The sequence below is a fragment of the Serratia sp. NCCP-200 genome (assembly GCF_059697885.1).
Genome location: NZ_BAAKUJ010000005.1, coordinates 104,188 through 127,952, shown reverse-complemented (window position 1 = coordinate 127,952; position 23,765 = coordinate 104,188). Strand labels below are relative to the sequence as shown.

The following is a 23,765-nucleotide window of genomic DNA, read 5'->3' as shown; positions in this document are numbered from 1 at the left end:
TAGTGCGAACTTGTGGGTCTAATGCGTAGGGGCACAGTCAATTGCGCCCCTATTTACAGCCGGTTTATTCTGCTGGCAGCGTTGGGACGTTGCTGTCGAACCAGGTCTGGTAGATTTTGGCGTAGGTGCCATCGGCGATGATTTTCTTCAGGCCGCTGTTGATCTTGTTACGCAGCTCATCGTTGCCCTTGGCCACCGCAATGCCGAAATACTGGCGTTCAAACTTGGCGTCTGACACCAGCTTGAACTCTTTCTCCGGGTGGGTCTTGATATAGAACTTGGCCACGCCAACGTCACCCACGGCCGCGCCAATGCCATCTTCATACAGCTCTTGCAGCAGCAGCGGGGTATTATCAAAACGCTTGATGGCGGTGTTGTTTTTACCCAACACGTCGGAAACCACGATGTCGCCGGTGCTGGAGTTAACCACGCCCACCTTCAGGGTTTTCAGCGCGTCGATGGAGTCTACTTTAGACTCTTTCGGCACCACGATGGCCTGCTCTGCCGGGAAGTATGGCGTAGAGAAGTCGACCATCTGCTTGCGCTTGTCGGTAATGGTGATGCCGGAAATGATGATGTCGCGGTCGCCCGAGTTCAGGGTGGCAAAGATGCCTTCCCACGGCGTATTTACCAGCTTCACCTGGAAACCTTCCGCTTTGGCGACGGCCTTGATCACATCGATATCAAAACCTTCCAGCTCTTTTTTGCTGTTTTCGTATTCGAACGGGCGATAGGTACCGCCGGAGCCGACAACATACGTCGGTTCTGCGGCAAAGGAAGCCGCGGAAAAAGTGGCCGCCAGGCAGGCGCTAATCAGCACGAGACGTTTTAACATGAGCATTCCCCGAATAAGTTGAGTCGTTGAGTAAAGGTTATACATTGGATTTATTTATGCACTTTAGATGCATAAAAATAAACTTACATGAATAAAAACACAACCCCTACCTGATGATGAAAATGCTAACAGTGTTAAATATGAATAATTATTTAAAATCCGGCGTAAATGTCGGTAAAAATACCCTCAGCCCAGTTGTTCTTACTGCATACTGACGCAAGGGGCGGTGCACGCTATGCCTGTCTGGATTTAATGCCGCTTTCAGGCGACAATCAGGCGCTAAACTAAGGAAGTTCTGGTTACGCTTGAGGGCTGCAGGTGAAAAGCCGTTGCTGCTGTGGAGTCAAACGGCAAGTTGTGGGATGATTAAGCGCTTTTTTTAGGGGGCGGAGATGGGAAAACTGACGCTGCTATTGCTGGCGCTGCTTGGCTGGTTACAGTATTCGCTGTGGCTGGGGAAGAATGGTATTCACGATTATGTACGGGTCAATGATGACGTTGCGACTCAGCAGAGCAACAATGCCAAATTGAAAGCGCGTAACGATCAGCTGTTTGCCGAGATCGACGACCTGAACGGTGGTCAGGAAGCGATAGAAGAACGCGCACGTAATGAACTGGGCATGATCAAGCCCGGCGAGACTTTCTATCGTCTGGTGCCTGAACCTTCCGGACGCAACGCGGCGTCTGCCACACAGAATAACCCACCGAAGTAACGCATGAATCCATCCGTAGGCTCTTCCCCTCAGGTGATCGCCGTCCTGCCCGCTGCCGGTATTGGCAGCCGTATGCAGGCCGATTGTCCGAAGCAATATTTAACCATCGGCCATCAAACCATTCTTGAGCACGCCATCCACGCCTTGTTACGTCATCCGCGTATTACCCAGGTGATCGTGGCTATCAGCCCCGAAGACCAACAGTTTAAAACGCTACCGATCGCCAGCGATCCGCGGGTGTTGGTCACTGAAGGCGGGCAACAGCGCGCCGATTCGGTGCTGGCTGGGCTGCAACTGGCTGGCAACGCGCACTGGGTATTGGTACATGATGCTGCCCGCCCTTGCCTGCATCCCGACGATCTGGAGCGGTTGCTGGCGATCACGGCAAACAGTAAGGTCGGCGGCATTCTTGCCGCGCCGGTGCGTGATACCATGAAGCGTGCGCAGGTGGGCCAAAGCATCATCTCGCACACCGTGGAACGCCAGGATTTGTGGCATGCACTGACGCCACAGCTGTTCCCGCTGGAACTGCTTAAACTCTGCCTGCAACGCGCCCTGGATGAAGGGGCGACGGTTACCGATGAAGCCTCGGCGCTGGAACATTGCGGCTATCATCCGCTGCTGGTGGCGGGGCGTGCGGACAATATTAAAGTGACGCGGCCAGAGGATTTGGCGCTGGCGGCGTTCTATTTGACTCAGTTGAACAACTAAAGGAGCGCATCATGCGTATCGGTCACGGTTTTGATGTCCATAAATTTGGCGGCGAAGGGCCGTTGGTGATCGGCGGTGTTCGCATTCCTTATGAAAAAGGACTGCTGGCTCACTCCGATGGTGACGTGGCGCTGCATGCGGCCACCGATGCTCTGCTGGGGGCGGCGGCGTTGGGGGATATCGGCAAGCTGTTCCCGGATACCGATCCGGCCTTTAAAGGCGCGGACAGCCGTGAGCTGCTGCGCGAAGCCTGGAAACGCATTCGTGCCAAGGGCTATCGTCTGGGTAATCTGGATGTCACCATCATTGCGCAGGCACCGAAGATGGCACCGCACATTCCTCAGATGCGCATCTTCCTGGCGGAAGATCTGCAATGCCATATGGATGACGTTAACGTCAAAGCGACCACCACCGAACAGCTGGGCTTTACCGGCCGTGGTGAAGGCATTGCCTGCGAAGCGGTTGCCCTGTTGATCAAGGAATAACGTATGGACATGGCCAATCTGACCTGGTTGCACGGCAAGCCAGCGGCTACCGGCGTGCTGAAAGCCAACCCGGAAGACTTTGTGGTGGTTGAGGATCTGGGCTTTACCCCAGATGGTGAAGGTGAGCACCTGCTGGTGAACATCCGCAAGAACGGCTGCAACACCCAGTTTGTGGCGGACGCTCTGGCGAAGTTTGCCGGCATTCATGCCCGTTCGGTCAGCTATGCCGGTTTGAAAGATCGCCATGCAGTCACCGAGCAGTGGTTCTGTCTGCATCTGCCGGGGAAAGAATCTCCCGATCTCAGCCAGTTTGCGCTGGAAGGCTGCGAAGTGCTACAGGCCGCTCGCCACCTACGCAAGCTGCGCATCGGTACGTTGAAGGGTAACGAATTTACCCTGGTGCTGCGTCAGATCGGCGATCGCCAGGAGGTGGAGAAGCGTTTGCAGGCCATCGCGGCGGGCGGCGTGCCGAACTACTTTGGTAGCCAGCGCTTTGGCCGTGGGGGCAACAACCTGACGATGGCGCGCCGCTGGGCCAACGATGAGATCCGGGTTAAGGAGCGCAGCAAACGTAGCTTCTACCTCTCCGCCAGCCGCAGTGCGTTATTCAACCTCATTACCAGCCAACGTTTGGCTAACCAACAGCAGCAAACGGTGCTGGAAGGGGATGCGTTACAGCTGGCCGGGCGCGGGAGCTGGTTTGTGGCCAAAGCGGAAGAGTTAGCCACCCTGCAACAACGGTTAGACGCAGGTGAATTGATGGTCACTGCTCCATTGCCGGGGGATGGTGAACCCGGTACTGCCGGGGAAGCATTGGCCTTTGAACAAGCTTGTCTGGTGTCGCAGCCAGAGCTGATGGCGTTGTTAATGCGTGAGCGCGTAGAGCCTGCGCGCCGGGCTTTGCTGCTACAGCCGCAAAAGCTACAGTGGAACTGGTGGGACGATGTCACTGTGGAATTACGTTTCTGGTTACCGGCTGGCAGTTTCGCGACCAGCGTGGTGCGCGAAATAATGCAATTGGCTAGCGATGAGGCGGATATTGCCGAGTAGCCGTTAGCTTAACCCTCAGCTATTAATCCTTGTTTTCTTGTTCAGGCGGAGCGGAACTCGGCCTGAACAGAAATGAGACAGCGAAAATGTTGTCATCGGGCCTGGCTTGCCAGGCTAATTCCCTCCATAGTGATCCGATAATTCATATCTCATCTTGCAATTCACATTAATCATTATAATTTATTTGTTTTTTTCTTTGTAATTAAAAATTATCTTGTTTTTTATCATAACCTTACGGTGGCTGTAATTATTAATTTTATTATTATAATTATTAAGTTGATCTGGGTGTTGATTGGTTTTTATACTTGCTGCGAATTTTACGAGACTAAGCGTGGCTGGAGTTGGCTGTGTTTTAAAGTTTGATATAAGAGACTCTCATTAGGGATTAATCATGAAGCTCAATATTATTAAACGCCTGACCGGTGTTGCTATTTTTTGTTTTTTACCAGGTTTTGTATTGGCCAATATGAGCGTTTATCCTATGGAACTCTGCATCGGCGAAACCGGAGCCGCTCAAATAAGGGTTATATCCCAAAGCGACGGGGTGCAATTCGTCAAGGTAACAGAAAAACAAATACTCAATCCTGGCACTAAACAAGAACAGGAAGCGGACGTTGAGCAATTTGGACAAAGCTCGCTGGTGATAACGCCGCAAAAACTGGCTATTTCGGCAGGTAGTCAACGCCTGGTACGGTTGGTTGCCCTGGAGTTACCGGAAAAGGAAACCACTTGGCGAGTCTATTTTGAAGGCGTACCGGAACTAGAAGATAACGTCGCCGCTGCCAGCCCGCAGAAGACCACGACCAAGGTGGGTATCAACCTGGTGTGGGGGGCATTGGTCCACGTAGCGCCGAAAAAGGCCGTTGCCAGCCTGACGTTGGATGCACAGCGCGGCCAGGTTATCAATGATGGCACGCTGCGTATTCCGCTACGAGAGGTGGGAGTTTGTGACCAGTCCGGTGTTTGCGACTGGAAAAAAGAAACCACCACAATATATCCCGGTACCGAGCTTAAAATTGCTTCCCTAATGGTAAAACCTGGGAAGACGTATAAAGCGCGTTATTTTAATTGGCTTAAAAAACGCGTTGAAGAAATTGATTTGTCTGTAAAGCGTTAAATGTGGAGTCAAATCATGTATAGCCCCGATCGTATGGGGTGAGTAAAGCTGGATGTTATTTGTAAAATAAAATGGAGATTTTATGAAAAAGTTTATTAAACCACTGCTGATTGTTTCAACCATGGCTGCCGTATTTTCCACTCAGGCCGTACAGAAAGATATTACTGTTAATGCCAACGTGGATGCGACGATTGATATGACACAGCCTGATAATACCGCCTTGCCAAGCAGCATCGATATGCAGTATTTGCCAGGCAAAGGTCTGACGCCGTTTAACCTGAACACCAAGGTCTGGTCTAACAACGCTACCGCTGGCGTTAACGTTCGCCTGGTTAGAGCGGCGAGCCTGGCGGATGTGAATGGTGCTAACAAGATCCCATTGACCATAAGCCTGGGCGATAAGGTACTGACCACTACCAACCAACTGCTGGAAGCGGCGACCCTGTTCCCTGCGGGAATCGAAAATGGCTCAGACGTCCTGCCACTGCGTTTTGCCCAGACCGCGCAAGGCACTATTGCTACCGGCACCTACAGCGGTATTGTCAGCCTGGTGGTGACTCAGGCAACCAAGGCTCCTTAAGGCGGCTCAATTAAAAAGTTTTATTCATATCTCGTGGGGCTTTTTAGCCCCACTGTTATCAGGGATGAACAATGGCTTTTCGCGCTCGCCTATCTGCAGGGTTGTTGGTAGGCCTTATGATTACGCAACACGATTTGTCGGCTACCCCTAAAATTCCACCAGGCTTTGAGTCCTTGGCACAAGGGCAGCTTGTCTGGGTTGATGTTTCCCTCTATGGCAAATCTCTCGGGCTTTATGAAGCCAATATTAATCTGGAACAGGTTGTCTTCATAAAGCCAGCGGAACTGGCTGATGCCGTGAAGCAGCAATTCAGCGACGATCCTGAATTGGATGCACAACTGATGACCGAGTTGGTGCAACCGCTAGCGCGTAACGGCAACCTTGCCTGCAGCGGTAACGGTAACGCACCAAGCTGTGACTATCTGGAAACCCAGACGGTTGGCATCATCTATGACGAGAATAATTCCCGGGTTAACCTGTTTCTTGACCGTCGATACCTTCCGAAAAAAGCTGCCGGTAGCGGTTTCTATCAGGCGACGGCAGAAAGTGAAAATGCGCTGATCCATCAGCAAAACCTCAATTTTGTCGCTGATGAAAACTATCAGTCATTGTCGCTACAGGGGACTGGCTCACTGGGCGTCACTGAAAATGGCTATCTTAATGCCGACTGGTTCTATACGGGGCAGCGCTATCGCCATAGCAACCATCAGCAGATAGAGATGAACAATGCCTATTTTCGGCAGGACTTGTGGAAAAGCCTCTATCTGCAAGGCGGCATGATGGACTCCCGCGACATCTTCAGCAACGCGGGGGGCAACATCAACCTGAGCCAATTGCCGATTGGCAAGATCCGTGGGCTACGGGTTGGTTCGACCACGGCCTGGGTCAACCAGAGCCAGGTTTCCCGGGGGACCCCGGTGTCGGTCTTCCTTTCGCGCAACGCTCGCATCGACGCCTATCGTGACGAACAGTTACTGTCATCTTTTTACCTGAACGCCGGGGCTCAGGAGCTGGATACGCGCACCTTCCCCAGCGGCAGCTATACCGTCACGCTGCGGATCTATGAGGATAACCAGTTAGTCAGGACAGAAACCGTCCCTTATACCAACACCGGCGTGGCTCAGATCTATGGCCCTCAGTGGTTCCTGCAAGCCGGGGTTGAGGTAGACCACAATACGCATCCTATGGCGGGCGATCGGCAGGTGGTGCAAGGCGGGTTGCGCATTCCGTTGACCGATACGCTGTCGCTGACGGCGGGGAGCACGGTATTGAGCGACGTACACTACTGGGAAGGGGCGGCGGACTGGAGCCACGGTTTTAACAGTGGCCCGTTGGATGGCGTCATGACGGCTCGCGTCAGTTATCTGGCTGGCAGTGAGGGGACGCGGGGAAATATTCAGCAAATTAACTATAACGACGGTTTTTCATTGAGTTTCTACCGCTCGGCCCTCTCGGCGCCTGACTGCGACTCTCAACAGAGAAACTATGGCTTTAGCGGTTGTTATCAGAGTTCCAACCTGATGTTTTCGGTCCCGCTTGCGCAGTGGTTTGCCAATATTGGCTACTCGCTTAACAGCAGCGGAGGGCGTTATCACTATCGCAGTGAACTGAATGACAATGATGAAACCCATCAGGATATCGCCCCTTGGGAGCAGGTCTACACGACGCGTTCGCGTAGTCAAACCTGGCAGATGGGGGTCAGCCGCTCCTTTGCGTTCAACGACATTAACATCAACAGCGGAATCAGCGCGTTCAGGCGTCACGATAGCGGCCAACAGGGAACCGATAAAGGCGGCTACCTCACGGTCAGCCTATCATTCTCCGGGCGTCGTGGCGGCGCCACTAACAGCAATACCTCTCTGGGTACCAACTATCGCAATAGCCAGCGTGGGGAAGGGCAACTCAGTTATAACGCGGACTACAGCCGCTATATGGACCAGAGTGGACAAAATGAACTGGGGGCTTCGATATATGGCGTCAATAGCCAGACCCTGACCGCTTCAGCTTATGCTCGTGCCGCTGGGCAGTACGGTAATGGCAGCTTCGCCGTCAGTGATGCCTATGACAAGGTAGCGAACCGGCACACGCTCAGCAGCAGCGGCAGCTATAGCTCCTCTCTGTTGGTCGATCGCAGCGGACTTTATTGGGGACGCTGGGGGGATGGCCGCCCGGCCTCCGCGATCACGGTTGGGGTGGTCACAGGGGAAGAGAGCAGTGCCTCGTTGATCAACGTAGCGGTAGACGGTAGCGCTCAGACGGACGTGCGCAGCAACAGCCGGGCACTGTTTACCGTACCGGGCTATCAGCCCACCACCTTTGATATCAACGAGTCACCCAGCGCTCCTGCCGGTATCAGCAGTGAGATCCGCCGAGGGGCGGGAACACGTACGGCATTTATGGTGCCGGGGAAAGTGCTGCGCCGGGATATCGAGGTGACTTCACGCTACACCTGGTTGGGCAGAATGCTGGATGAGCAGGATCGACCTTTAGTTAACGGCATCCCTCTTAACGTGCTGTCCTGGACGCCACTGGGTGAAGGCGGTTTTAGCCTGGAAACCACCCGGCCAATGAAGCGGCTGTATCTGATGCGTGGCTCACAGTTCTATCAGTGCGCCATGAAAGTGCAGGCCATGCGTGACGTGGTGCGCTATGTCGGTACTACCCGCTGTGCCGGGGTAGCCATGGCCAGTATACCGCCAGCCGAGCAGAAGCAGGCGCAATTGATGACCGTGCGGCAGGGCCATGGCTCTGGGGTACCGGTGGCGATGAAAACAAACTAGGTAGTGATATATGTTATTGAAAATAATCAGCGGTTTTAAATTTATCATTGCAGGAGCCATTAACCCTTTTAACCTGTGCGTTATGCTAGGGGGGCTGAGCGTACAGGCGTACGGTGCCAGTATCGCCCCGCAGGCACAGAATACCAAGGTCAATGTGACCTACGATCGCATGAGCCTGCCAGCAAATATCTATATCTGGGATCAGGCATTCGGCGGGAGTACTGATAGTGGCGAATGTTCGACGGCTGTTAATTGCAAAGACAAGGATGTTATTAACGCCCTAACGTGCTATTCCGAGACCGAACCAACCAATGGTGCCTGCCAGGTAAAATTGTGGTGGTGGGATAGTGCTTACAATAATAATTCGAAAACTCTGACGCTGCGCTTTACTCACAGCAGTGGAAAGACCAAAGATTTACTGGTCACCTCTATTAAAGCTACGGGTAAATTTAGTTCCTGGATCACCGGCGCCGGTTTGGGTTCCAAGGGATTCAGTACTTTTATTCCCGCCTCCGAGTTGAACAAACTATCTGATGCCGGTGCTTGGCGCGCTGAACTCAAGATGCAGGTGAAAGCCTGGGATGATTGCAGTGCATCTGCCTACGGCTGCCCAGGCATTTTCCGCGTTACCTGGAAGGCGAGTCTGGCTCTTAACGTGACGGATTATGGTAACCAACAGATTTACCTACCCGCTTTTCCGACTTCGACACCGGTTATCAACCTGAATCTGATTACTCGGCCGGGAGGGGGCGCGAGAAAGAGCGTCAGCGGCAGTACCGGCCTGGATATGTGCCTTTACGATGGTAGCGACTCGGCCAGTAACCGCATCAGCCTGTTATTTCAGGATGAGGGAGCCACTGCTCCGGAGCGAGCTGACGGGCAGTTTTCGCTCTATCGCAATGGCGGAGATAAATCCAAGGCGCGTGACCGGCTGGACTACCAGGTCAGTGTGATCAACCCAACCACCGGGGCGGTGCAAGAGATCGCCAACGGCACAGAAATCATCTGGAGCGAGACCAACCGCCGTAATATCCAGCGGATGGTGGTGTTACCTGGCGGTGGTGCTCCGGCACTTTGCGTGCCGGCCCCGCTGACCCTGACGACGCCAGCCTTTTCAATGGCGGATAAAACGGCGGGGGATTATACCGGCCAGCTACGCATTATTTATACGCCAACCACCCAGACGACCCCATAACCTGGGAATTTAACGACCAACCTCAGCTAATCACTCCAGCCCCTTTGCCGAGGGGCTATCCTGCCCCGTTTGCCACTGATGACCGTTGAATTGTATAGTAGATCGCATAGCTGGCTGTTTTGGCTAATACTATCAGCAACAGCAAGGCTTGCCTTGCTGTACCACGCTAGTCACCATGGGTAAAACGGCAGGTTGGGCTTACTATTGAAAATTTTATTAAAAACAGATAGATGTAATAAAATAGGGCAAAATCCTCGTTTTATCGCTTTCAGCAAGAAAGTTGTTTAACTGCAATATGAGAATACTACTGAGCAACGACGACGGCGTTAGCGCCCCGGGTATCCAGATACTGGCGGCGGCGTTGCGCGAGTTTGCCGAAGTGCAGGTGGTGGCCCCCGATCGTAACCGCAGTGGTTCCTCCAACGCGCTGACGCTGGATTCGCCGCTGCGTATGCTGACCTTGCCCAACGGCGATATCGCCGTGCAGCAGGGCACCCCGACGGACTGTGTCTACCTTGGCGTTAACCAACTGATGCTGCCAGCACCGGAGATCGTGGTGTCAGGTATAAACGCCGGGCCAAATCTGGGTGATGATGTTATCTATTCCGGCACGGTGGCTGCTGCGATGGAAGGCCGCCATCTGGGGTTGCCCGCGTTGGCAGTATCGCTCAATGGTCATCAGCATTATGAGACGGCGGCGGTAGTCACCTGCCGTATATTGCGCGCGTTACAACAAGAACCGCTGCGTACTGGTAAAATTCTGAATATCAATGTCCCTGATTTACCGTTGGCGGAAATCAAAGGGATACGCGTGACCCGCTGTGGCAGCCGACATCCCGCCGATAAAGTGTTTAGCCAACCGGATCCGCGTGGCCAGATGCTGTATTGGATTGGGCCGCCGGGTGCTAAATTCGACGCTGGGCCAGACACGGATTTTGCCGCCGTGGAGCAGGGCTACGTGTCGGTCACACCTTTGCAGGTGGATTTGACCGCCTACGGGGCGCAAGATGTGCTATCAAAATGGTTAACCAAAGCAGAGGTTAGCGGGGAATGGTGAACAAACGCATACAAACGCTGCTGGCACAGCTGCGCCAGCAGGGGATCAGGGACGAACGGCTGCTCAAGGCAATCGAGAACGTACCGCGTGAGCGTTTTGTTGATGAAGCATTAGCCCATAAAGCTTATGAGAACACGGCCCTGCCGATTGGTTCGGGGCAGACGATTTCTCAGCCTTATATGGTCGCGCGCATGACCGAGCTGCTGAACCTGCAGCCGAACTCACGCGTGCTGGAGATTGGCACCGGTTCCGGTTATCAGACCGCGATCCTGGCGCATATGGTGCAGCATGTCTGCTCCGTTGAACGCATCAAAGGGCTACAGTGGCAGGCCAAGCGTCGCCTCAAGCAGCTTGACTTGCACAATGTTTCGACCCGCCATGGCGACGGTTGGCAAGGCTGGGGTTCGCGTGGACCATTTGATGCGATCATCGTGACGGCCGCGCCGCCGGAGATCCCGCAGGCGTTGATGCAGCAGTTGGACGACGGTGGCATTTTGGTGTTGCCGGTGGGCGAACAGGCTCAGGTACTGCAATGTATTCAACGGCGGGGCGGTGAGTTTTCCATCGATACCGTTGAAGCGGTGCGATTCGTTCCTTTGGTGAAGGGTGAATTGGCTTAGCCTATGCAGAGCAACGTGACGGATAAATAAGTTGAATAATATTAATTTTCATTAGAATTGTTCCAGTATGTAGTTGTCTTATGGCGTGATCGTGCCAATGTGGCTAGCATTGGCGCCACGGTTTTTTAGCTCCCTGGTGGGTGATCTTCTGGTTTTCAGAGATTGGCCGGGGAAACCTTATGCTGTAGAACGATAAAGCTCGGCTACGATGTATATGGTATTTTTTGATATTGCTGTCATGGGGGAAGCATGAGCACGGGAAGCCCAATGAGTTCTTTACGCCGAGTTGCGGTGTGTACGATGTTAAGTGTGTGGTTAGTTGGCTGTTCGGATAAAAATTCTACCTCGGCACCTATCAGCAGTGTCGGTGGTGGTGGAGCCGCCGCATCGGCCAACGCCGGTGGTGGTAACGCATCACAGCAGGGGCGTATTGTTTACAACCGTAGCTATAACTCGATCCCCAAAGGGAGCTATAACGGTGGTAGCACCTATACCGTTAAACGTGGCGACACGCTGTTCTATATTGCCTGGATCACCGGCAACGATTTCCGCGATCTGGCCCAACGCAACAATATTCCACAGCCGTACAGCCTGGAAGTTGGCCAAACACTGCAACTGGGTGGCGGTTCTGCCAACGGTGGCGGGATGCTGGCGGGCGGTACGGGTACGGTGTCAAAACCGCCTTCTACCACTCAGATACAAACTGCAACGGTTGATTCTCAATCAACGAACGCGTATTCTGATAACTCGAGTAAACAGAATGTAGGTAAAATGTTACCTGCATCAGGAGCCGTAGTGGCAGGCTCAGCCGCAGCTCCTGTTACCGCACCAGCCGCTACGCCATCGGCGAGCAGCACCGCCAGCAACAGCGCCCCAGTTAGCACCTGGAAATGGCCAACTGACGGTAAGATCATCGATAACTTCTCCTCATCGGAAGGTGGGAACAAAGGCATCGATATCTCTGGTTCCCGTGGGCAGCCGATTGTCGCTACCGCCGATGGCCGTGTAGTGTACGCAGGCAACGCTTTACGGGGTTACGGTAATCTAATCATCATCAAACACAACGATGATTACTTGAGTGCCTACGCCCATAACGACACCATGCTGGTCCGGGAACAACAAGAAGTTAAGGCGGGGCAGAAAATAGCAACGATGGGAAGCACCGGAACCAGTTCAGTACGTTTGCATTTCGAGATTCGTTACAAGGGGAAATCCGTAAACCCGCTGCGTTATCTTCCGCAGCGATAGATTGGGCAGAATGCGCTGTATTCTGCTCGCGGTATCACGGGTAGGAGCCGCTTTATGAGCCAAAATACGCTGAAAGTTAACGAGTTACATGACGATGCAGATTTCGATGAGAACGCCATGGAGGCTGAGTCATTCGATGAAAAAGCGCAGGTAGAAGAAGAGACCAGCGAGAATGACTTGGCGGAAGACGAGCTGTTGTCTCAAGGTGTTACCCAACGCGTATTGGATGCCACGCAGCTCTATCTGGGCGAAATCGGTTACTCCCCTCTGTTAACCGCAGAGGAAGAAGTTTATTTTGCGCGGCGTGCATTGCGCGGAGACGTGCCGTCCCGCCGCCGCATGATAGAAAGTAACCTGAGGCTGGTAGTGAAAATTGCCCGTCGTTATAGCAATCGCGGCCTGGCGCTGCTGGATCTGATCGAAGAGGGTAACCTTGGTCTGATCCGTGCGGTGGAAAAGTTTGACCCAGAGCGCGGTTTCCGTTTTTCCACCTATGCGACCTGGTGGATCCGCCAGACGATTGAACGGGCGATCATGAATCAAACCCGGACTATCCGTTTGCCGATCCATATCGTCAAAGAGCTGAATGTTTACTTGCGCACCGCGCGCGAGCTTTCTCACAAACTGGACCATGAACCCAGCGCTGAAGAGATTGCGGAGCAACTCGACAAACCGGTTGATGATGTCAGCCGTATGCTGCGCCTGAACGAACGTATCACTTCTGTCGATACGCCGTTGGGTGGGGATTCAGAGAAAGCCCTGTTGGACATTCTGACCGACGAGAAAGACAACGGGCCTGAAGACACCACGCAAGACGATGATATGAAACAGAGCATCGTCAAATGGCTGTTCGAATTGAACGCCAAACAGCGTGAAGTGTTGGCTCGCCGTTTCGGCCTGTTAGGCTATGAAGCGGCTACGCTGGAAGATGTTGGCCGTGAGATTGGCCTGACACGTGAGCGTGTTCGTCAGATCCAGGTTGAAGGCTTACGCCGCCTGCGTGAAATTCTGCAGATGCAGGGCCTGAGTATTGAGGCACTGTTCCGCGAATAAACGCGTTATAGACATAAACTAAAAACGGTGAGCGTTAATGACGCTCACCGTTTTTTTTGCCTGCGATTTACTGTGATTGACGGCGATTTACCGTTATTTAGGGTAGAACGGCGTCGATATTTGCCCTCACCCCAACCCTCTCCCACAGGGAGAGGGGGCTGGCACGGTGTTGTGGTCAAGTATGGGAGGCGGTCTGTAACACCTACGATTATTGACCCCAACAGGCTCATCACAAGGGGGCGCTGCGTTTGGATTATCAAGGAGAGGGAGGTCAGTTCAGCGTTTAATAGCGAGCTCGGACGGTCCCCTGTGGGAGAGGGAGCTGGTACGGTGTTGTCATTCGGTTCTTCCGTAAAAAGAGCTGATTCAATGCGGTGGTTAGGTAGATTTAGCAACGAATAGCGAGCTCGGACGGTCCCCTCTCCCTGTGGGAGAGGGTTAGGGTGAGGGGACACTGCCCAAGTTAATGAAACAGCCTTACACCAGGCTTTTCAGCCGGTAGATCCACTCCAACGCCTGGCGTGGCGAAAGAGAATCCGGATCCAGCGTTTCCAACGCCTCAACCGCCGGTGACACCTCTTCGTTAAGCAACGTCATTTGGGTTGCATCCACCGTACCTGCCGCCGTTTGGCTGGAGAGGCTCTCCAACTCACGCAGCTTCTGGCGCGCTCGTTTGATCACATCACGTGGCACACCGGCCAACGCCGCCACCGCCAAGCCGTAGCTCTTACTGGCCGCGCCATCTTGCACACTATGCATAAAGGCAATGGTGTCGCCGTGTTCCAACGCATCCAGATGCACGTTCACCACGCCCTCCATTTTTTCCGGCAAGGTGGTCAGCTCAAAGTAATGGGTGGCAAACAGCGTCATAGCCTTGATTCGGCTGGCCAGGTTTTCTGCACAAGCCCAGGCCAGAGAAAGCCCGTCGTAGGTGGAGGTGCCACGGCCAATCTCATCCATCAACACCAGGCTGTTTTCCGTGGCGTTATGCAGGATATTGGCAGTCTCGGTCATTTCCACCATAAAGGTAGAGCGGCCAGAGGCCAGATCGTCTGCCGCGCCCACGCGGGTAAAGATACGATCCACCGGCCCGATGGTGGCTTTTGCCGCCGGTACATAGCTACCGATATGCGCCAGCAGTACAATCAGAGCCGTTTGTCGCATATAGGTACTTTTACCGCCCATATTGGGGCCGGTAATAATCAGCATACGGCGCTGTGGTGAAAGGGAAACCGGGTTGGCAATAAAGGGTTCTTTCAACACCTGCTCCACCACCGGGTGGCGGCCATCGACTATACGAATGCCTGGCTGTTCACTGATGGTCGGGCAGGTGTAGTTCAGCGTTTCGGCACGTTCTGCCAGGTTGGCTAACACATCCAGTTCGGCCAAGGCTCCGGCGCTCTGTTGCAGTTGCTCCAGGTGCGGCAGCAGCAGATCGAAAAGCTCGTCATACAGCCCTTTTTCGATCGCCAAGGCTTTCCCTTTTGAGGTCAGTACCTTGTCTTCATACTCTTTCAGCTCGGGAATGATGTAGCGTTCCGCATTCTTCAGCGTTTGGCGGCGCACATAGTGGATCGGCACCAGATGGCTTTGCCCACGGCTGACCTGAATGTAGTAACCATGCACGCCGTTGAAACCGACCTTCAGCGTATCCAGGCCCAGCTTCTCGCGCTCACGGATCTCCAGGCGATCCAGATAGTCGGTAGCACCGTCGGCCAGCGCCCGCCACTCATCCAGCTCTTCGTTATAACCCGGGGCAATCACGCCACCATCACGGACCAGCACCGGTGGGGATTCCACAATGGCGCGTTCCAGCAGTGCCTGCAATTCGTCAAACTGGCCAACCTGCGACAACAGCTTTTGCATCTGTGGTGCATCAGCGTTTACCAACAGAGCGCGGATATCCGGCAACTGTTGGAAGGCGTGGCGCATGCGGGCCAGATCTCGTGGGCGAGCCGTGCGCAGTGCCAAACGGGCAAGAATACGTTCCAGATCGCCCACCTGGCGTAGTGGCTGCTGCAGATCGCTGCTCAATGGCTGCAATGCGGCGATAGCTTGCTGACGGTTGTTCAGCACTTGGACGTCGCGAGTTGGCATATGTAACCAGCGCTTGAGCATGCGGCTACCCATTGGGGTAACGGTACGATCGAGGATGGCGGCCAGGGTATTTTCACTGCCGCCGGACAGGCTCTGGGTGATTTCCAGGTTACGGCGAGTGGCCGCATCCATAATGATGCCGTCCTGCTGGCGCTCCATGGTGAGGCCACGGATATGCGGCAGTGAGGTGCGCTGGGTATCTTTAACATATTGCAGTAGGCAGCCCGCTGCGCGCAGCGCCTGATGGGCCTGCTCGACGCCAAAGCCGGTCAGATCGCGGGTGCCGAACTGCAGGTTCAACTGCTGGCGTGCGGTGTCCAGCTCAAATTCCCACAGTGGGCGGCGGCGCAGTCCGTGGCGCTGTTCGATCAGCGCCATTTGCTCGAAGTTTTCCGGGTAAAGCAGCTCTGCCGGATGGGTACGTTGTAGCTCTGCCGCCATGGTTTCAAGATCTTCTGGCTGGGCAACGCGGAAGCGGCCGGAGCTGAGATCCAATGTGGCATAGCCAAAGCCGCGGCCATCCTGCCAGATGGCGGCCAGCAGGTTGTCCTGGCGCTCTTGCAACAGGGCTTCATCGGTGATGGTGCCAGGGGTAACTATGCGCACCACTTTACGCTCGACCGGGCCTTTGCTGGTGGCCGGATCGCCAATCTGCTCACAGATCGCGGCCGATTCCCCAAGCTGTACCAGCTTGGCGAGGTAGTTTTCCACCGCGTGGTGCGGCACACCGGCCATTGGAATGGGTTCCCCTGCCGAGGCACCGCGTTTGGTCAGCGAGATATCCAGCAACTGAGAGGCGCGTTTGGCATCGTCATAGAATAGCTCGTAGAAATCCCCCATCCGATAGAACAGCAAGATCTCCGGATGCTGCGCCTTAAGGCGCAGGTATTGCTGCATCATCGGGGTGTGCGAATCGAGTTTTTCGGTGCTAGTCATAACGTTACCGTTTCCAATCCATTGAATTTAAAGTTGATTGTGATATTCGTTGGCATCATTGGGTATCACGTCGCCTCATTAAAATAACCGCCAAAACGTTCAGGATGAGCAACAGCTAGCGTGGCTCAAATAAATCAATCGGTTGGTCAAGGGAACGAGCATATATGACCGGCAAACAGGCTGGCAAACCTTTGTCACTCAAAGCCTGCACAATGACCAAATCAACAGAAAAAAGCCAGGCGGAACCCAGCAAGATCCGAAGGTTGCATGCCGTAGACCGCGGGATTGATTTTCAGCCGTTATACTAGCCCAGCGGGCAATAGGCTGTCACAGCCAAAAATTGGAAGCACTACGCAAACTAGATATTTAATGGCGATTAAGATTGCCTTAACGCAAACCCAGTAGTTTACTATTTATATTATTGTTACACCAAGGGTGAACCTATGCCATCAAAACTAAACTGGCTTTTGCAGAATACTTCGCCTGGATCCTTGGTGTTACAGTCTTGGCTGACAAAAAACGGCATCAGCCCTTCTTTAGCCAATAAGTATATGCATAGTAACTGGTTGCAAAAACTACGTGCTGGGGTATACGTGCGGAGTGGGCGTGAACCTCTGTGGAGTGATGCCGTATTATGTCTGCAAAACCAGCTTGGGGTTCCTGTACATCTGGCTGGATTGACTAGCTTGACCTATCAAGGGCGTTCTCATTATCTTCAGTTAACATGCCAGGCGATTTGGCTCTGTGTAGACGATAAGGCTTCATTGCCAAAGTGGTTCAGAGAATTTCCTAATATCGAATGGTTTTTACTCACTAACCAGAAGCTCAAATTGCATGACGAAAAATATCTGACAGAGGTAGAAATCAAGGGGGAGCGGTTAAGGGCGAGCGTGCTGGAACTAGCCGCTTACGAGATTGCTAATGCAGTACCCGGAGCGATTTCCTTTGAACACGCCGCTGAGTTGTTTCAGGGGCTGGTAAACCTGAGCCCGCGCAAAGTCGAAGCGTTGTTACAATCAAGCCGGGCTGTGCAAACTAACCGCCTTTACCTGTTCCTGGCCGATTATTATGCTCATGCATGGGGTAAGCGAATAGATAAAACCAACATAGAATTAGGGGCCGGGAAGCGGCAGATCGTATTGGGTGGTAAGCTGGATCAAAAATATCAGATCACTGTGCCAGAAAATTTTGCCAGCAAAGGGATTTCACATGGATAAGCATTCACCTTACTATCGGCAAGCTTTACGCTGCGCTGGATAGGCAACATCCCCGCGATTTGTATGACGTCAAAATGCTACTCGAAACGCAAGGCATCGATCGCCAAATTTTTAATGGATTTATTACCTACCTGCTGGGATACCCGCGCCCGTTATCAGAGGTACTGAACCCTCGCTCCCGAAAACCAGATAGAACACCTACTCGCGGTGAAGTGGAAGTTGCAAAATATCGGCCGGATGCCTAAAGAGAAGCACATTCAGGCTTTAGCGAAGCTTGAGGCGGTGCTCACCGAGTGGATCGGGTTTCACGCCCAGTTCTGCCCGGCCTGCAGATTTTTCATAACGTTGCCAAAGTAAATTGAAGTCGGAGTATTGACCATACACTCGAGCGTGGATATACGTAGCGTGATATTGGACGGGAGGATTGAGCGTGCTCTATCCCCAGACGATACCCCTGAGAAACTGCCAGCATACATCACCGGGACTGCTATTTCAGCAGCCTTCTGTTGGCCATCGGCAACCAGCACCCAGGGACCTGATATCACGGCACTACGCTCCCAGGCGACAGCAACCTGGATTTTGTCACCGGCCTTGAGATAGACGTTTGGCTTGCTAACTTCGCTCAACATGATGCCGGTATTGGTACCGGTGGAGTTGAAGATATTTGAGTTGGCAGCCCGCGTTTGGCCGGACACAACCAGTTTGGCGGTATCGGCAGCGGCGATGGGGGCTTCACAGTTGTTCAGGCCCACTGTGAACTGTTTCTGGCTGGCAGCGATAGGGGTCAAGACACCGGTAAATTGTTTTGGTGAAAAGTTACCCAGATCCAGCATGTTGTTAGACAGTGAAACGTCACAGGCGGCAGCAACCACGTTGGCCGTTACAGTTAATTGGGCGTTGGTTGCCGCCTGAGTGTTGCCCGCTACGGCCAGTAAAACCAATGCAGCCGGAGCCAGAGTGAAGATTGATTTACGTATGAGTGGTATTCCTTTAGATATGAGGTGGCTTATTAAGAACAAGTTGGTGTTTGATAGACTTACAGTTATCTCTGCTCAGAAATAACTGGATGTATATCGATTAATGGGGGCTAATTAATTTACTTTGTGTGCGCTAAATGGACGCTATTTATTTCTGAAGGTGAATCACCCTGACTTTCGTTTTCAATAATTTCAAAAGACGTCATGGTTGTCAAATGTGTGCTTGGTGTGTTGTTTAAGTTTAATATATTGATTGCTATGGATAATTATTTTATGATTTTTAGTGGATAAATATTAATTTTTAATTCTGATTATTTTGTATAATATGGTTTTTTAGTCTGATTTTAATGTTTATTTTGGTTTTTATGCCTGTTTTTTGCTGTTTTCTTATGGGGTGAGCAAGGGGGAGGCGTTGGTAGGCTATGGATAATAAAAAATTATGAAAATTATCTAAATTAAGTGGAGTGTGCGCCGATTTAATTATGTTGCGGGTTGGTAGACTGAAGAATAATTCTGTCGTTATTACGCGCGTAGAATAAAAAACAGTGGTTTTGTGTTAACGCGGACGCTACCTACTCACGGAGATCGCCACGCTGGATGAGAAAACCGGGATTGTAACTCTCATGCAAACTTCAGCCATTCAGGTATAAGACTGGCTTTCCAGATGAGATGCGCCACCGAGTTCCATCCACCGGTACAACTCCTGGGTACTCTTGACGCACAGTTTGCGCATGGCATTGCGCTTATGGCCATTAACCGTTTTGTCCTTGATGCCAAGACGCCCTGCGGTGTCATGTCCGCTCATCCCTATGGCCAGGTACTTCAGCACCTCAGTTTCCCTGAACGTCAGTAATGAGGAGCACCGGCATTTTCCTACCGTGGGGGGACGTTCTCCTTCATGTGGGAAGATGACTTTATCGAGCAAGGCCTCAATTGCCTGTATTGGCTGATGGCGGTACAGCGTGCCTGCACCGCATTTGCTATTGGCAACAGGGTGATGGGCGATGGATCCACCGCGTTCCAGATCCCTGATGAAAAATACCTGGGGAGCGTAACCTTGCTGGTATAACGCATTAAGCCAAGGAGGGCAGGAGATGCTGTCGCCCAGAAAAATGATATCGACTTCGGTTGCCAGGATGGCACTACTGTCAACCAGCCGTAGGGATACTCCCCGTAAATAGCAGTAAGCCTTTAGCCCGACGCAAAGTCCATGAGCAAAATAGCGATCGCGCTCGGCGAGCAAAATGGAGATGGTGTGCTTTATCATAGCGCCTCCTTGCGGCATGAATGATCCTCCACCCCGCCCTATGTCCTGTAGGGCAGCTCGGCGGCGGTGTACTTTTGGGCCGCGCTTTTGGGATTGCAGGCTGACGGGATTTTATCTCAACTTGTCATGATAAACGGCCGTTTACCCACAACAGTATTTTATTTGTGAATAGCAAAATCAAAGCTATAAATTTAGCTTTGATTTTTCTTGGGCATCCCGATGAGTAATTTATTTGCTGGGGTTTTTGTGAATGCCTAGGCGTTATGATATGGCTGTTCACCAGTAGATTAAATGGGAGTTTTCTCTTTATTTCTTCCTATTGTCTTATATTTGGCTGCATTTTATTAAGGTTTGAGCTATAAGCGATTATAAAATATGAGAAAGATCTCTATGTCATTTTTTGATTATTGCAAGAAATTAAATTTATTGACGATAATAATTTTATAAGAATATACTGATATGGCTGGGTGTTAAATGGCCTATTGTTTGTATGACTTTATCCAGGGTTAGATAATGAAATTGGTATGCTTTGAATGGAACGATTAAATGAAAGGTAAAGCGGCTATAGGGCAATGGTATCTTCCCTGATCTCCCTATAGTCGCAGCAGCAGATGCAGCTTCCACATAAATAGCACCAAGTTGAGTGAGAGGATGTTGCTCTTGCAAACCTGTGCTGGAGATTATTTCGGTTTGCTCTGCCCATTGTATTAGGACCTGGATATTTACTAAAGACGATGTTGGGTCGCCAGCGATTGGCACTCATGAAATCAGCACGTTCCAAAATGGATGGATTATTTTTACCAGGAGGTAAGTATTCCAATGACTCTAATAGACTCAAATTATTCCTGTGCCTTCAGCAAAATTACCTTTAAATCGCTTATGGAATCCTTAAAGTGTGAGCCAACCCCAGCCTTGCGTTATGGTGAGGGGTCAATCGCTTTTGTTGATGGGGATTCGGTTAATATCTACAGCGTAGTCAAGTCGGTGTACGAGTTACGCAAGAGCTGCAAGGTCGTTTATATGGTTACGTTGCTGTCAAAAGATAAAGACTGTTCCTCAGTGATTCGGCATTTATCTGATTACGTGGTGGATAAAAAAATCACCTATGGCGATCTGGAAAAGTTGATCAGACACATGGTGACGGCAAAACCCAAGGTTTTAGCGGATAATGTTTTTGGCGATGTCTGGGGGGACATCCTGAAGTCTTCTCAGAAGGAGTATCTGGTGTTGAAGTTGCTGTTGGATGGTCACAGCCAATACCAGATCGCCAAAATGTTAAATTTATCGATAAAAACCATCAGCGGCTATAAGGTTAAGGCGATAAAAAGGCACGGGGCAAGAAATTTCAACGAGCTCTACATGTTAAAGCTAAGCAATAATGCTTGATATCACAGCATCCATGGCGTTGACGTTAAGCTGTAGGATGACTTGTTGCTGAATGTCACCGTGATTAAGTGGTGTTAAGCTCTGAAGGAATCAATAATAAACTTAAAATTTAGCATTTAAACCTATAAATAACGCAATCGCAGTTATAAATAACTGCGTGGTAACTTTTCCTGTAACTTGAGGCTCAGATTGATGTGGGGCGCAATTTGCCGGGGGTACGGCCTGGCAGGCGCAACATCAATCTTGAGCAGTAACGATAAGTTCAGTACCAGGTAGACATCGACAAACCCTTAGAGGGTGAGGTCTCTGACGTCGATTAACAATGAACAAGGCTATCCTGGATAGCCTTGGGCCTGGTACGTCACCAAATCCAAGTATTCTTTTTGCAGGAAGTTGCCCATGTTTATATTTGACACGAATTATCCTTGCCCTTTAAATAAGGTCGCCTTCGATTCAATTATCGACTCCTTAAATGCTGAGCCAAACTCAAGCTTGCGTCATGATGAAAGTTACGTTGCTTTTGTTGACGGAGACTCAACCGATATATACAGCACCATAAAGCAGATTTACGGCCTGAAAAAGGAAAATAAAACGATTTATGTGATCACGCTGCTTTCCAAAGGTAAAGAGTGTTCTGCGATGGTTAAGCATTTATCCGACTTTATCGTCGATAAGAAAATTGCCTATGCCGATCTGAAAAACCTGGTCCGAGTTGTGGGCTCAGCGCAACCCAAGACGGTAGCGGACAATATCTTTGGTGATATTTGGGGGGAGGTCCTGAAGTCGTCGCAGAAGGAGCACCGAGTATTAAAGCTATTAGTGGAGGGATACTCACAATCACAGATAGCCAAGATGCTGCATCTGTCGATAAAAACGGTCAGTGGCTATAAGGTCAAGGCGGTAAAACGGCATGGGGCAAGAAACTTCAATGAGTTGTACATGCTTAAGTTCGGTAATAGTCATGTGCAATAAACCGCTAAACACCGGTGCGATGGCGTTGGATGCTATCCTTCAGCCACCGCACTCGCCGAACGGGTGGGGAGATCGCTTTACTGTTCAGTCATGAATTGGCCTGTTATTCACTAAGGATGCACATCATCACTGGCGAAAAGTCATTCCACAATAAATAGCCATCGCCTACTTCGGTGATCCTCAGTTGCCTGGTTTTCACCGAAAAATCAATAATGGACTGGTTAAACAATTTATTCGGCATATTATCGCTGGCATTTTTATTGACAGCTACCATCTGCAAGGAGAGGTAGCCATCACCTACATAACGATATTCAAAGTTGACGTTACGCAGAAGATTATACTTTACCGCGCCAGCGCTATCCCTGACCGTAGCTGAGATATGCATTCTCCCATGGCTTACACCATCAATGTGCAAACTCATGACGCCCTGGGTTTGCAAGTCGCTCTGTACCAGGAAAAAGGCGGCACAGCTCACTTTTGGGCCTTTCTCGGTAACGAAAAATTTATGCATCAGGAAGTTGAATAACAAGGCTGTCGCGACCAAGGTGAGGGCAACCAACCCGATGAACTTGCCTGAGCGATTATTTAGCAAAAGCATAGACGGCCTTACAGTCAGAGAAATGAGACAGGGTATGATCACTATTGGTGCAGCGGGTTATGAATGCTCTGCCGGACTGTTGGTAGGTATAGTGTTCGCCTGAGTGAAAAATGAACACCTCATTGTTAACGCACGGAGCATGCGCAGCAGCCAACTCTTCGGCCAGTTTTTCCTTGCGTGCAGCGACGTCAGGCGAGCTAGCGCTAAGCGCATAGAGAGGGCAGGTCGCTATATTGCCAATTTTATACAACTTAGACTTCGGGAAACTGTAATCCAGGCGGCCAGTAGCGGAACGGAAAGGTTGTAGAACCACTAAGGTTGAGATGATCAAGCTGATGGCGAGCAACGAGGGCTTATACCATCTTTGTAGCCTGGATTGCTCTTTAGCTGGCGGCGTTTCGGTTCCCGCACTTGCTACGTTCTGCTGAGTCTCTTGACTGCGAGACACCATGTCCCCGGCGATAAAGAACCCGACTCGAGGAAGGGTTTTTATGATATCTTCGTCACAGCCCAATTCGATCAATGACTTACGGATCAGTGAGATGTACTGATTAACCGAGTTATTCGACGGTTCAAGGCCATACTTATCCCAAATATTATTGAGCAGCTCTTCTCTACCGACCATCCTATCGGCGTTTTCCAGCAGGTAACTGAACAGCCGGGTAGGAATGGTGGTGAAGGTGAGCCTTCTATCGGGCTGTGCGATGTTCCACATCGCCCCGTCTTCGCTCCTGAACGCAATCATATTGAAAATCGTAAAGACCATTACCACCCCTTATAAGTTACGGCCTGATGGGTCATCGATCGGTCAATCTACTCTGCTACCAGGCCGCCGTACAGAGCCGCATCCTCTCTGCTGATTATAGTGCAT

Annotated in this window: 21 protein-coding genes and 1 pseudogene; 16 read left to right on the top strand and 6 right to left on the bottom strand. The window is 51.5% G+C overall.

From position 1 onward, the window contains the following. Positions 1 to 64: 64 nt before the first annotated feature. Positions 65 to 835, bottom strand: a complete 771-nt coding sequence (locus AC6HVW_RS17165) for a basic amino acid ABC transporter substrate-binding protein (protein WP_071682247.1) — start codon at positions 833 to 835, stop codon at positions 65 to 67. A 392-nt stretch (positions 836 to 1,227) separates the two neighbouring features. On the opposite strand from AC6HVW_RS17165, the gene ftsB reads away from it, so the two are divergent. The 12 genes from ftsB (at position 1,228) to rpoS (ending at position 13,444) form a co-directional block, all read left to right on the top strand. Further along, entirely contained in the window at positions 1,228 to 1,548 is a 321-nt protein-coding gene (gene ftsB / locus AC6HVW_RS17160) for a cell division protein FtsB (protein WP_071682248.1), read from the top strand. A gap of 3 nt (positions 1,549 to 1,551) precedes the next feature. Further along, on the top strand, positions 1,552 to 2,259 hold the full coding sequence (gene ispD / locus AC6HVW_RS17155; protein ID WP_071682249.1) for a 2-C-methyl-D-erythritol 4-phosphate cytidylyltransferase: 708 nt from the start codon (positions 1,552 to 1,554) through the stop codon (positions 2,257 to 2,259). An 11-nt stretch (positions 2,260 to 2,270) separates the two neighbouring features. Then, the gene (gene ispF / locus AC6HVW_RS17150; RefSeq protein ID WP_021179414.1) at positions 2,271 to 2,744 is read left to right on the top strand and encodes a 2-C-methyl-D-erythritol 2,4-cyclodiphosphate synthase; all 474 of its coding nucleotides are present in this window, start codon (positions 2,271 to 2,273) and stop codon (positions 2,742 to 2,744) included. A 3-nt stretch (positions 2,745 to 2,747) separates the two neighbouring features. Beyond that, on the top strand, positions 2,748 to 3,794 hold the full coding sequence (truD, locus tag AC6HVW_RS17145) for a tRNA pseudouridine(13) synthase TruD (RefSeq protein ID WP_071682250.1): 1,047 nt from the start codon (positions 2,748 to 2,750) through the stop codon (positions 3,792 to 3,794). Between the two features lie 391 nt (positions 3,795 to 4,185). Then, positions 4,186 to 4,911, top strand: a complete 726-nt coding sequence (locus AC6HVW_RS17140; RefSeq protein WP_081367043.1) for a fimbrial protein — start codon at positions 4,186 to 4,188, stop codon at positions 4,909 to 4,911. Between the two features lie 82 nt (positions 4,912 to 4,993). Then, on the top strand, positions 4,994 to 5,491 hold the full coding sequence (locus AC6HVW_RS17135) for a CS1 type fimbrial major subunit (RefSeq protein WP_059199804.1): 498 nt from the start codon (positions 4,994 to 4,996) through the stop codon (positions 5,489 to 5,491). Positions 5,492 to 5,607: 116 nt separating this feature from the next. Next, positions 5,608 to 8,271: a TcfC E-set like domain-containing protein gene (locus tag AC6HVW_RS17130; RefSeq protein ID WP_254698886.1), complete on the top strand. Its 2,664-nt coding sequence runs from the start codon at positions 5,608 to 5,610 to the stop codon at positions 8,269 to 8,271. Between the two features lie 10 nt (positions 8,272 to 8,281). Further along, a complete protein-coding gene (locus AC6HVW_RS17125; protein WP_071682252.1) occupies positions 8,282 to 9,466 on the top strand; it encodes a CblD like pilus biogenesis initiator family protein in 1,185 nt (394 codons plus the stop codon). A 295-nt stretch (positions 9,467 to 9,761) separates the two neighbouring features. Continuing rightward, positions 9,762 to 10,523 (top strand): 5'/3'-nucleotidase SurE, encoded by a 762-nt coding sequence (surE, locus tag AC6HVW_RS17120; RefSeq protein ID WP_071682253.1) that lies wholly within the window; start codon positions 9,762 to 9,764, stop codon positions 10,521 to 10,523. Continuing rightward, the gene (locus AC6HVW_RS17115) at positions 10,517 to 11,143 is read left to right on the top strand and encodes a protein-L-isoaspartate(D-aspartate) O-methyltransferase (RefSeq protein ID WP_024484091.1); all 627 of its coding nucleotides are present in this window, start codon (positions 10,517 to 10,519) and stop codon (positions 11,141 to 11,143) included. The genes surE and AC6HVW_RS17115 overlap by 7 nt, the downstream gene beginning before the upstream one ends. A gap of 267 nt (positions 11,144 to 11,410) precedes the next feature. Next, complete coding sequence (nlpD, locus tag AC6HVW_RS17110; protein ID WP_081367044.1) at positions 11,411 to 12,391, top strand: murein hydrolase activator NlpD; 981 nt, start codon at positions 11,411 to 11,413, stop codon at positions 12,389 to 12,391. A 54-nt stretch (positions 12,392 to 12,445) separates the two neighbouring features. Continuing rightward, entirely contained in the window at positions 12,446 to 13,444 is a 999-nt protein-coding gene (gene rpoS / locus AC6HVW_RS17105; RefSeq protein WP_024484093.1) for an RNA polymerase sigma factor RpoS, read from the top strand. Between the two features lie 477 nt (positions 13,445 to 13,921). On the opposite strand, the gene mutS is transcribed toward rpoS, so the two are convergent. After that, the gene (gene mutS, locus AC6HVW_RS17100) at positions 13,922 to 16,477 is read right to left on the bottom strand and encodes a DNA mismatch repair protein MutS (RefSeq protein ID WP_071682418.1); all 2,556 of its coding nucleotides are present in this window, start codon (positions 16,475 to 16,477) and stop codon (positions 13,922 to 13,924) included. 443 nt (positions 16,478 to 16,920) lie between these two features. On the opposite strand from mutS, the gene AC6HVW_RS17095 reads away from it, so the two are divergent. After that, positions 16,921 to 17,694, top strand: coding sequence for a type IV toxin-antitoxin system AbiEi family antitoxin (locus AC6HVW_RS17095; protein WP_071682417.1), 774 nt, complete (start codon positions 16,921 to 16,923; stop codon positions 17,692 to 17,694). Between the two features lie 17 nt (positions 17,695 to 17,711). Then, positions 17,712 to 18,051, top strand: a pseudogene (locus AC6HVW_RS17090) (nucleotidyl transferase AbiEii/AbiGii toxin family protein); the annotation flags it as partial. Here the strand turns inward: AC6HVW_RS17090 and AC6HVW_RS17085 are convergent. Both AC6HVW_RS17085 and AC6HVW_RS17080 read right to left on the bottom strand, forming a co-directional pair. Beyond that, a complete protein-coding gene (locus tag AC6HVW_RS17085; RefSeq protein ID WP_071682415.1) occupies positions 18,000 to 18,635 on the bottom strand; it encodes a fimbrial protein in 636 nt (211 codons plus the stop codon). The pseudogene AC6HVW_RS17090 and the gene AC6HVW_RS17085 overlap by 52 nt on opposite strands. 676 nt (positions 18,636 to 19,311) lie before the next feature. After that, positions 19,312 to 19,938 (bottom strand): helix-turn-helix domain-containing protein, encoded by a 627-nt coding sequence (locus AC6HVW_RS17080; protein ID WP_071682414.1) that lies wholly within the window; start codon positions 19,936 to 19,938, stop codon positions 19,312 to 19,314. Between the two features lie 819 nt (positions 19,939 to 20,757). Here AC6HVW_RS17080 and AC6HVW_RS17075 point away from each other — a divergent pair. Together AC6HVW_RS17075 and AC6HVW_RS17070 are read left to right on the top strand one after the other, a co-directional pair. Next, a complete protein-coding gene (locus AC6HVW_RS17075) occupies positions 20,758 to 21,324 on the top strand; it encodes a helix-turn-helix transcriptional regulator (protein WP_071682413.1) in 567 nt (188 codons plus the stop codon). A 399-nt stretch (positions 21,325 to 21,723) separates the two neighbouring features. After that, a complete protein-coding gene (locus tag AC6HVW_RS17070) occupies positions 21,724 to 22,296 on the top strand; it encodes a helix-turn-helix domain-containing protein (protein WP_071682412.1) in 573 nt (190 codons plus the stop codon). 103 nt (positions 22,297 to 22,399) lie between these two features. On the opposite strand, the gene AC6HVW_RS17065 is transcribed toward AC6HVW_RS17070, so the two are convergent. Together AC6HVW_RS17065 and AC6HVW_RS17060 are read right to left on the bottom strand one after the other, a co-directional pair. Beyond that, positions 22,400 to 22,894 carry a FidL-like protein gene (locus AC6HVW_RS17065; protein ID WP_071682411.1) on the bottom strand — a complete coding sequence of 165 codons (495 nt, stop codon included), beginning with the start codon at positions 22,892 to 22,894 and terminating at the stop codon, positions 22,400 to 22,402. Then, entirely contained in the window at positions 22,878 to 23,660 is a 783-nt protein-coding gene (locus tag AC6HVW_RS17060; RefSeq protein ID WP_497569569.1) for a winged helix-turn-helix domain-containing protein, read from the bottom strand. The genes AC6HVW_RS17065 and AC6HVW_RS17060 overlap by 17 nt, the downstream gene beginning before the upstream one ends. Positions 23,661 to 23,765 lie beyond the last annotated feature (105 nt).

Bases quoted from the DNA above. Each gene is read 5' to 3' on its own strand.
- AC6HVW_RS17080 (WP_071682414.1), bottom strand. From the start codon at position 19,938: ATGATAAAGCACACCATCTCCATTTTGCTCGCCGAGCGCGATCGCTAT.
- nlpD (WP_081367044.1), top strand. From the start codon at position 11,411: ATGAGTTCTTTACGCCGAGTTGCGGTGTGTACGATGTTAAGTGTGTGG.
- rpoS (WP_024484093.1), top strand. From the start codon at position 12,446: ATGAGCCAAAATACGCTGAAAGTTAACGAGTTACATGACGATGCAGAT.
- AC6HVW_RS17070 (WP_071682412.1), top strand. From the start codon at position 21,724: ATGTTTATATTTGACACGAATTATCCTTGCCCTTTAAATAAGGTCGCC.
- ispD (WP_071682249.1), top strand. From the start codon at position 1,552: ATGAATCCATCCGTAGGCTCTTCCCCTCAGGTGATCGCCGTCCTGCCC.
- AC6HVW_RS17165 (WP_071682247.1), bottom strand. From the start codon at position 835: ATGTTAAAACGTCTCGTGCTGATTAGCGCCTGCCTGGCGGCCACTTTT.
- mutS (WP_071682418.1), bottom strand. From the start codon at position 16,477: ATGACTAGCACCGAAAAACTCGATTCGCACACCCCGATGATGCAGCAA.
- ftsB (WP_071682248.1), top strand. From the start codon at position 1,228: ATGGGAAAACTGACGCTGCTATTGCTGGCGCTGCTTGGCTGGTTACAG.
- AC6HVW_RS17075 (WP_071682413.1), top strand. From the start codon at position 20,758: ATGACTCTAATAGACTCAAATTATTCCTGTGCCTTCAGCAAAATTACC.
- AC6HVW_RS17125 (WP_071682252.1), top strand. From the start codon at position 8,282: ATGTTATTGAAAATAATCAGCGGTTTTAAATTTATCATTGCAGGAGCC.
- AC6HVW_RS17095 (WP_071682417.1), top strand. From the start codon at position 16,921: ATGCCATCAAAACTAAACTGGCTTTTGCAGAATACTTCGCCTGGATCC.
- surE (WP_071682253.1), top strand. From the start codon at position 9,762: ATGAGAATACTACTGAGCAACGACGACGGCGTTAGCGCCCCGGGTATC.
- AC6HVW_RS17060 (WP_497569569.1), bottom strand. From the start codon at position 23,660: ATGGTCTTTACGATTTTCAATATGATTGCGTTCAGGAGCGAAGACGGG.
- AC6HVW_RS17115 (WP_024484091.1), top strand. From the start codon at position 10,517: ATGGTGAACAAACGCATACAAACGCTGCTGGCACAGCTGCGCCAGCAG.
- AC6HVW_RS17130 (WP_254698886.1), top strand. From the start codon at position 5,608: ATGATTACGCAACACGATTTGTCGGCTACCCCTAAAATTCCACCAGGC.
- AC6HVW_RS17065 (WP_071682411.1), bottom strand. From the start codon at position 22,894: ATGCTTTTGCTAAATAATCGCTCAGGCAAGTTCATCGGGTTGGTTGCC.
- AC6HVW_RS17135 (WP_059199804.1), top strand. From the start codon at position 4,994: ATGAAAAAGTTTATTAAACCACTGCTGATTGTTTCAACCATGGCTGCC.
- truD (WP_071682250.1), top strand. From the start codon at position 2,748: ATGGACATGGCCAATCTGACCTGGTTGCACGGCAAGCCAGCGGCTACC.
- ispF (WP_021179414.1), top strand. From the start codon at position 2,271: ATGCGTATCGGTCACGGTTTTGATGTCCATAAATTTGGCGGCGAAGGG.
- AC6HVW_RS17140 (WP_081367043.1), top strand. From the start codon at position 4,186: ATGAAGCTCAATATTATTAAACGCCTGACCGGTGTTGCTATTTTTTGT.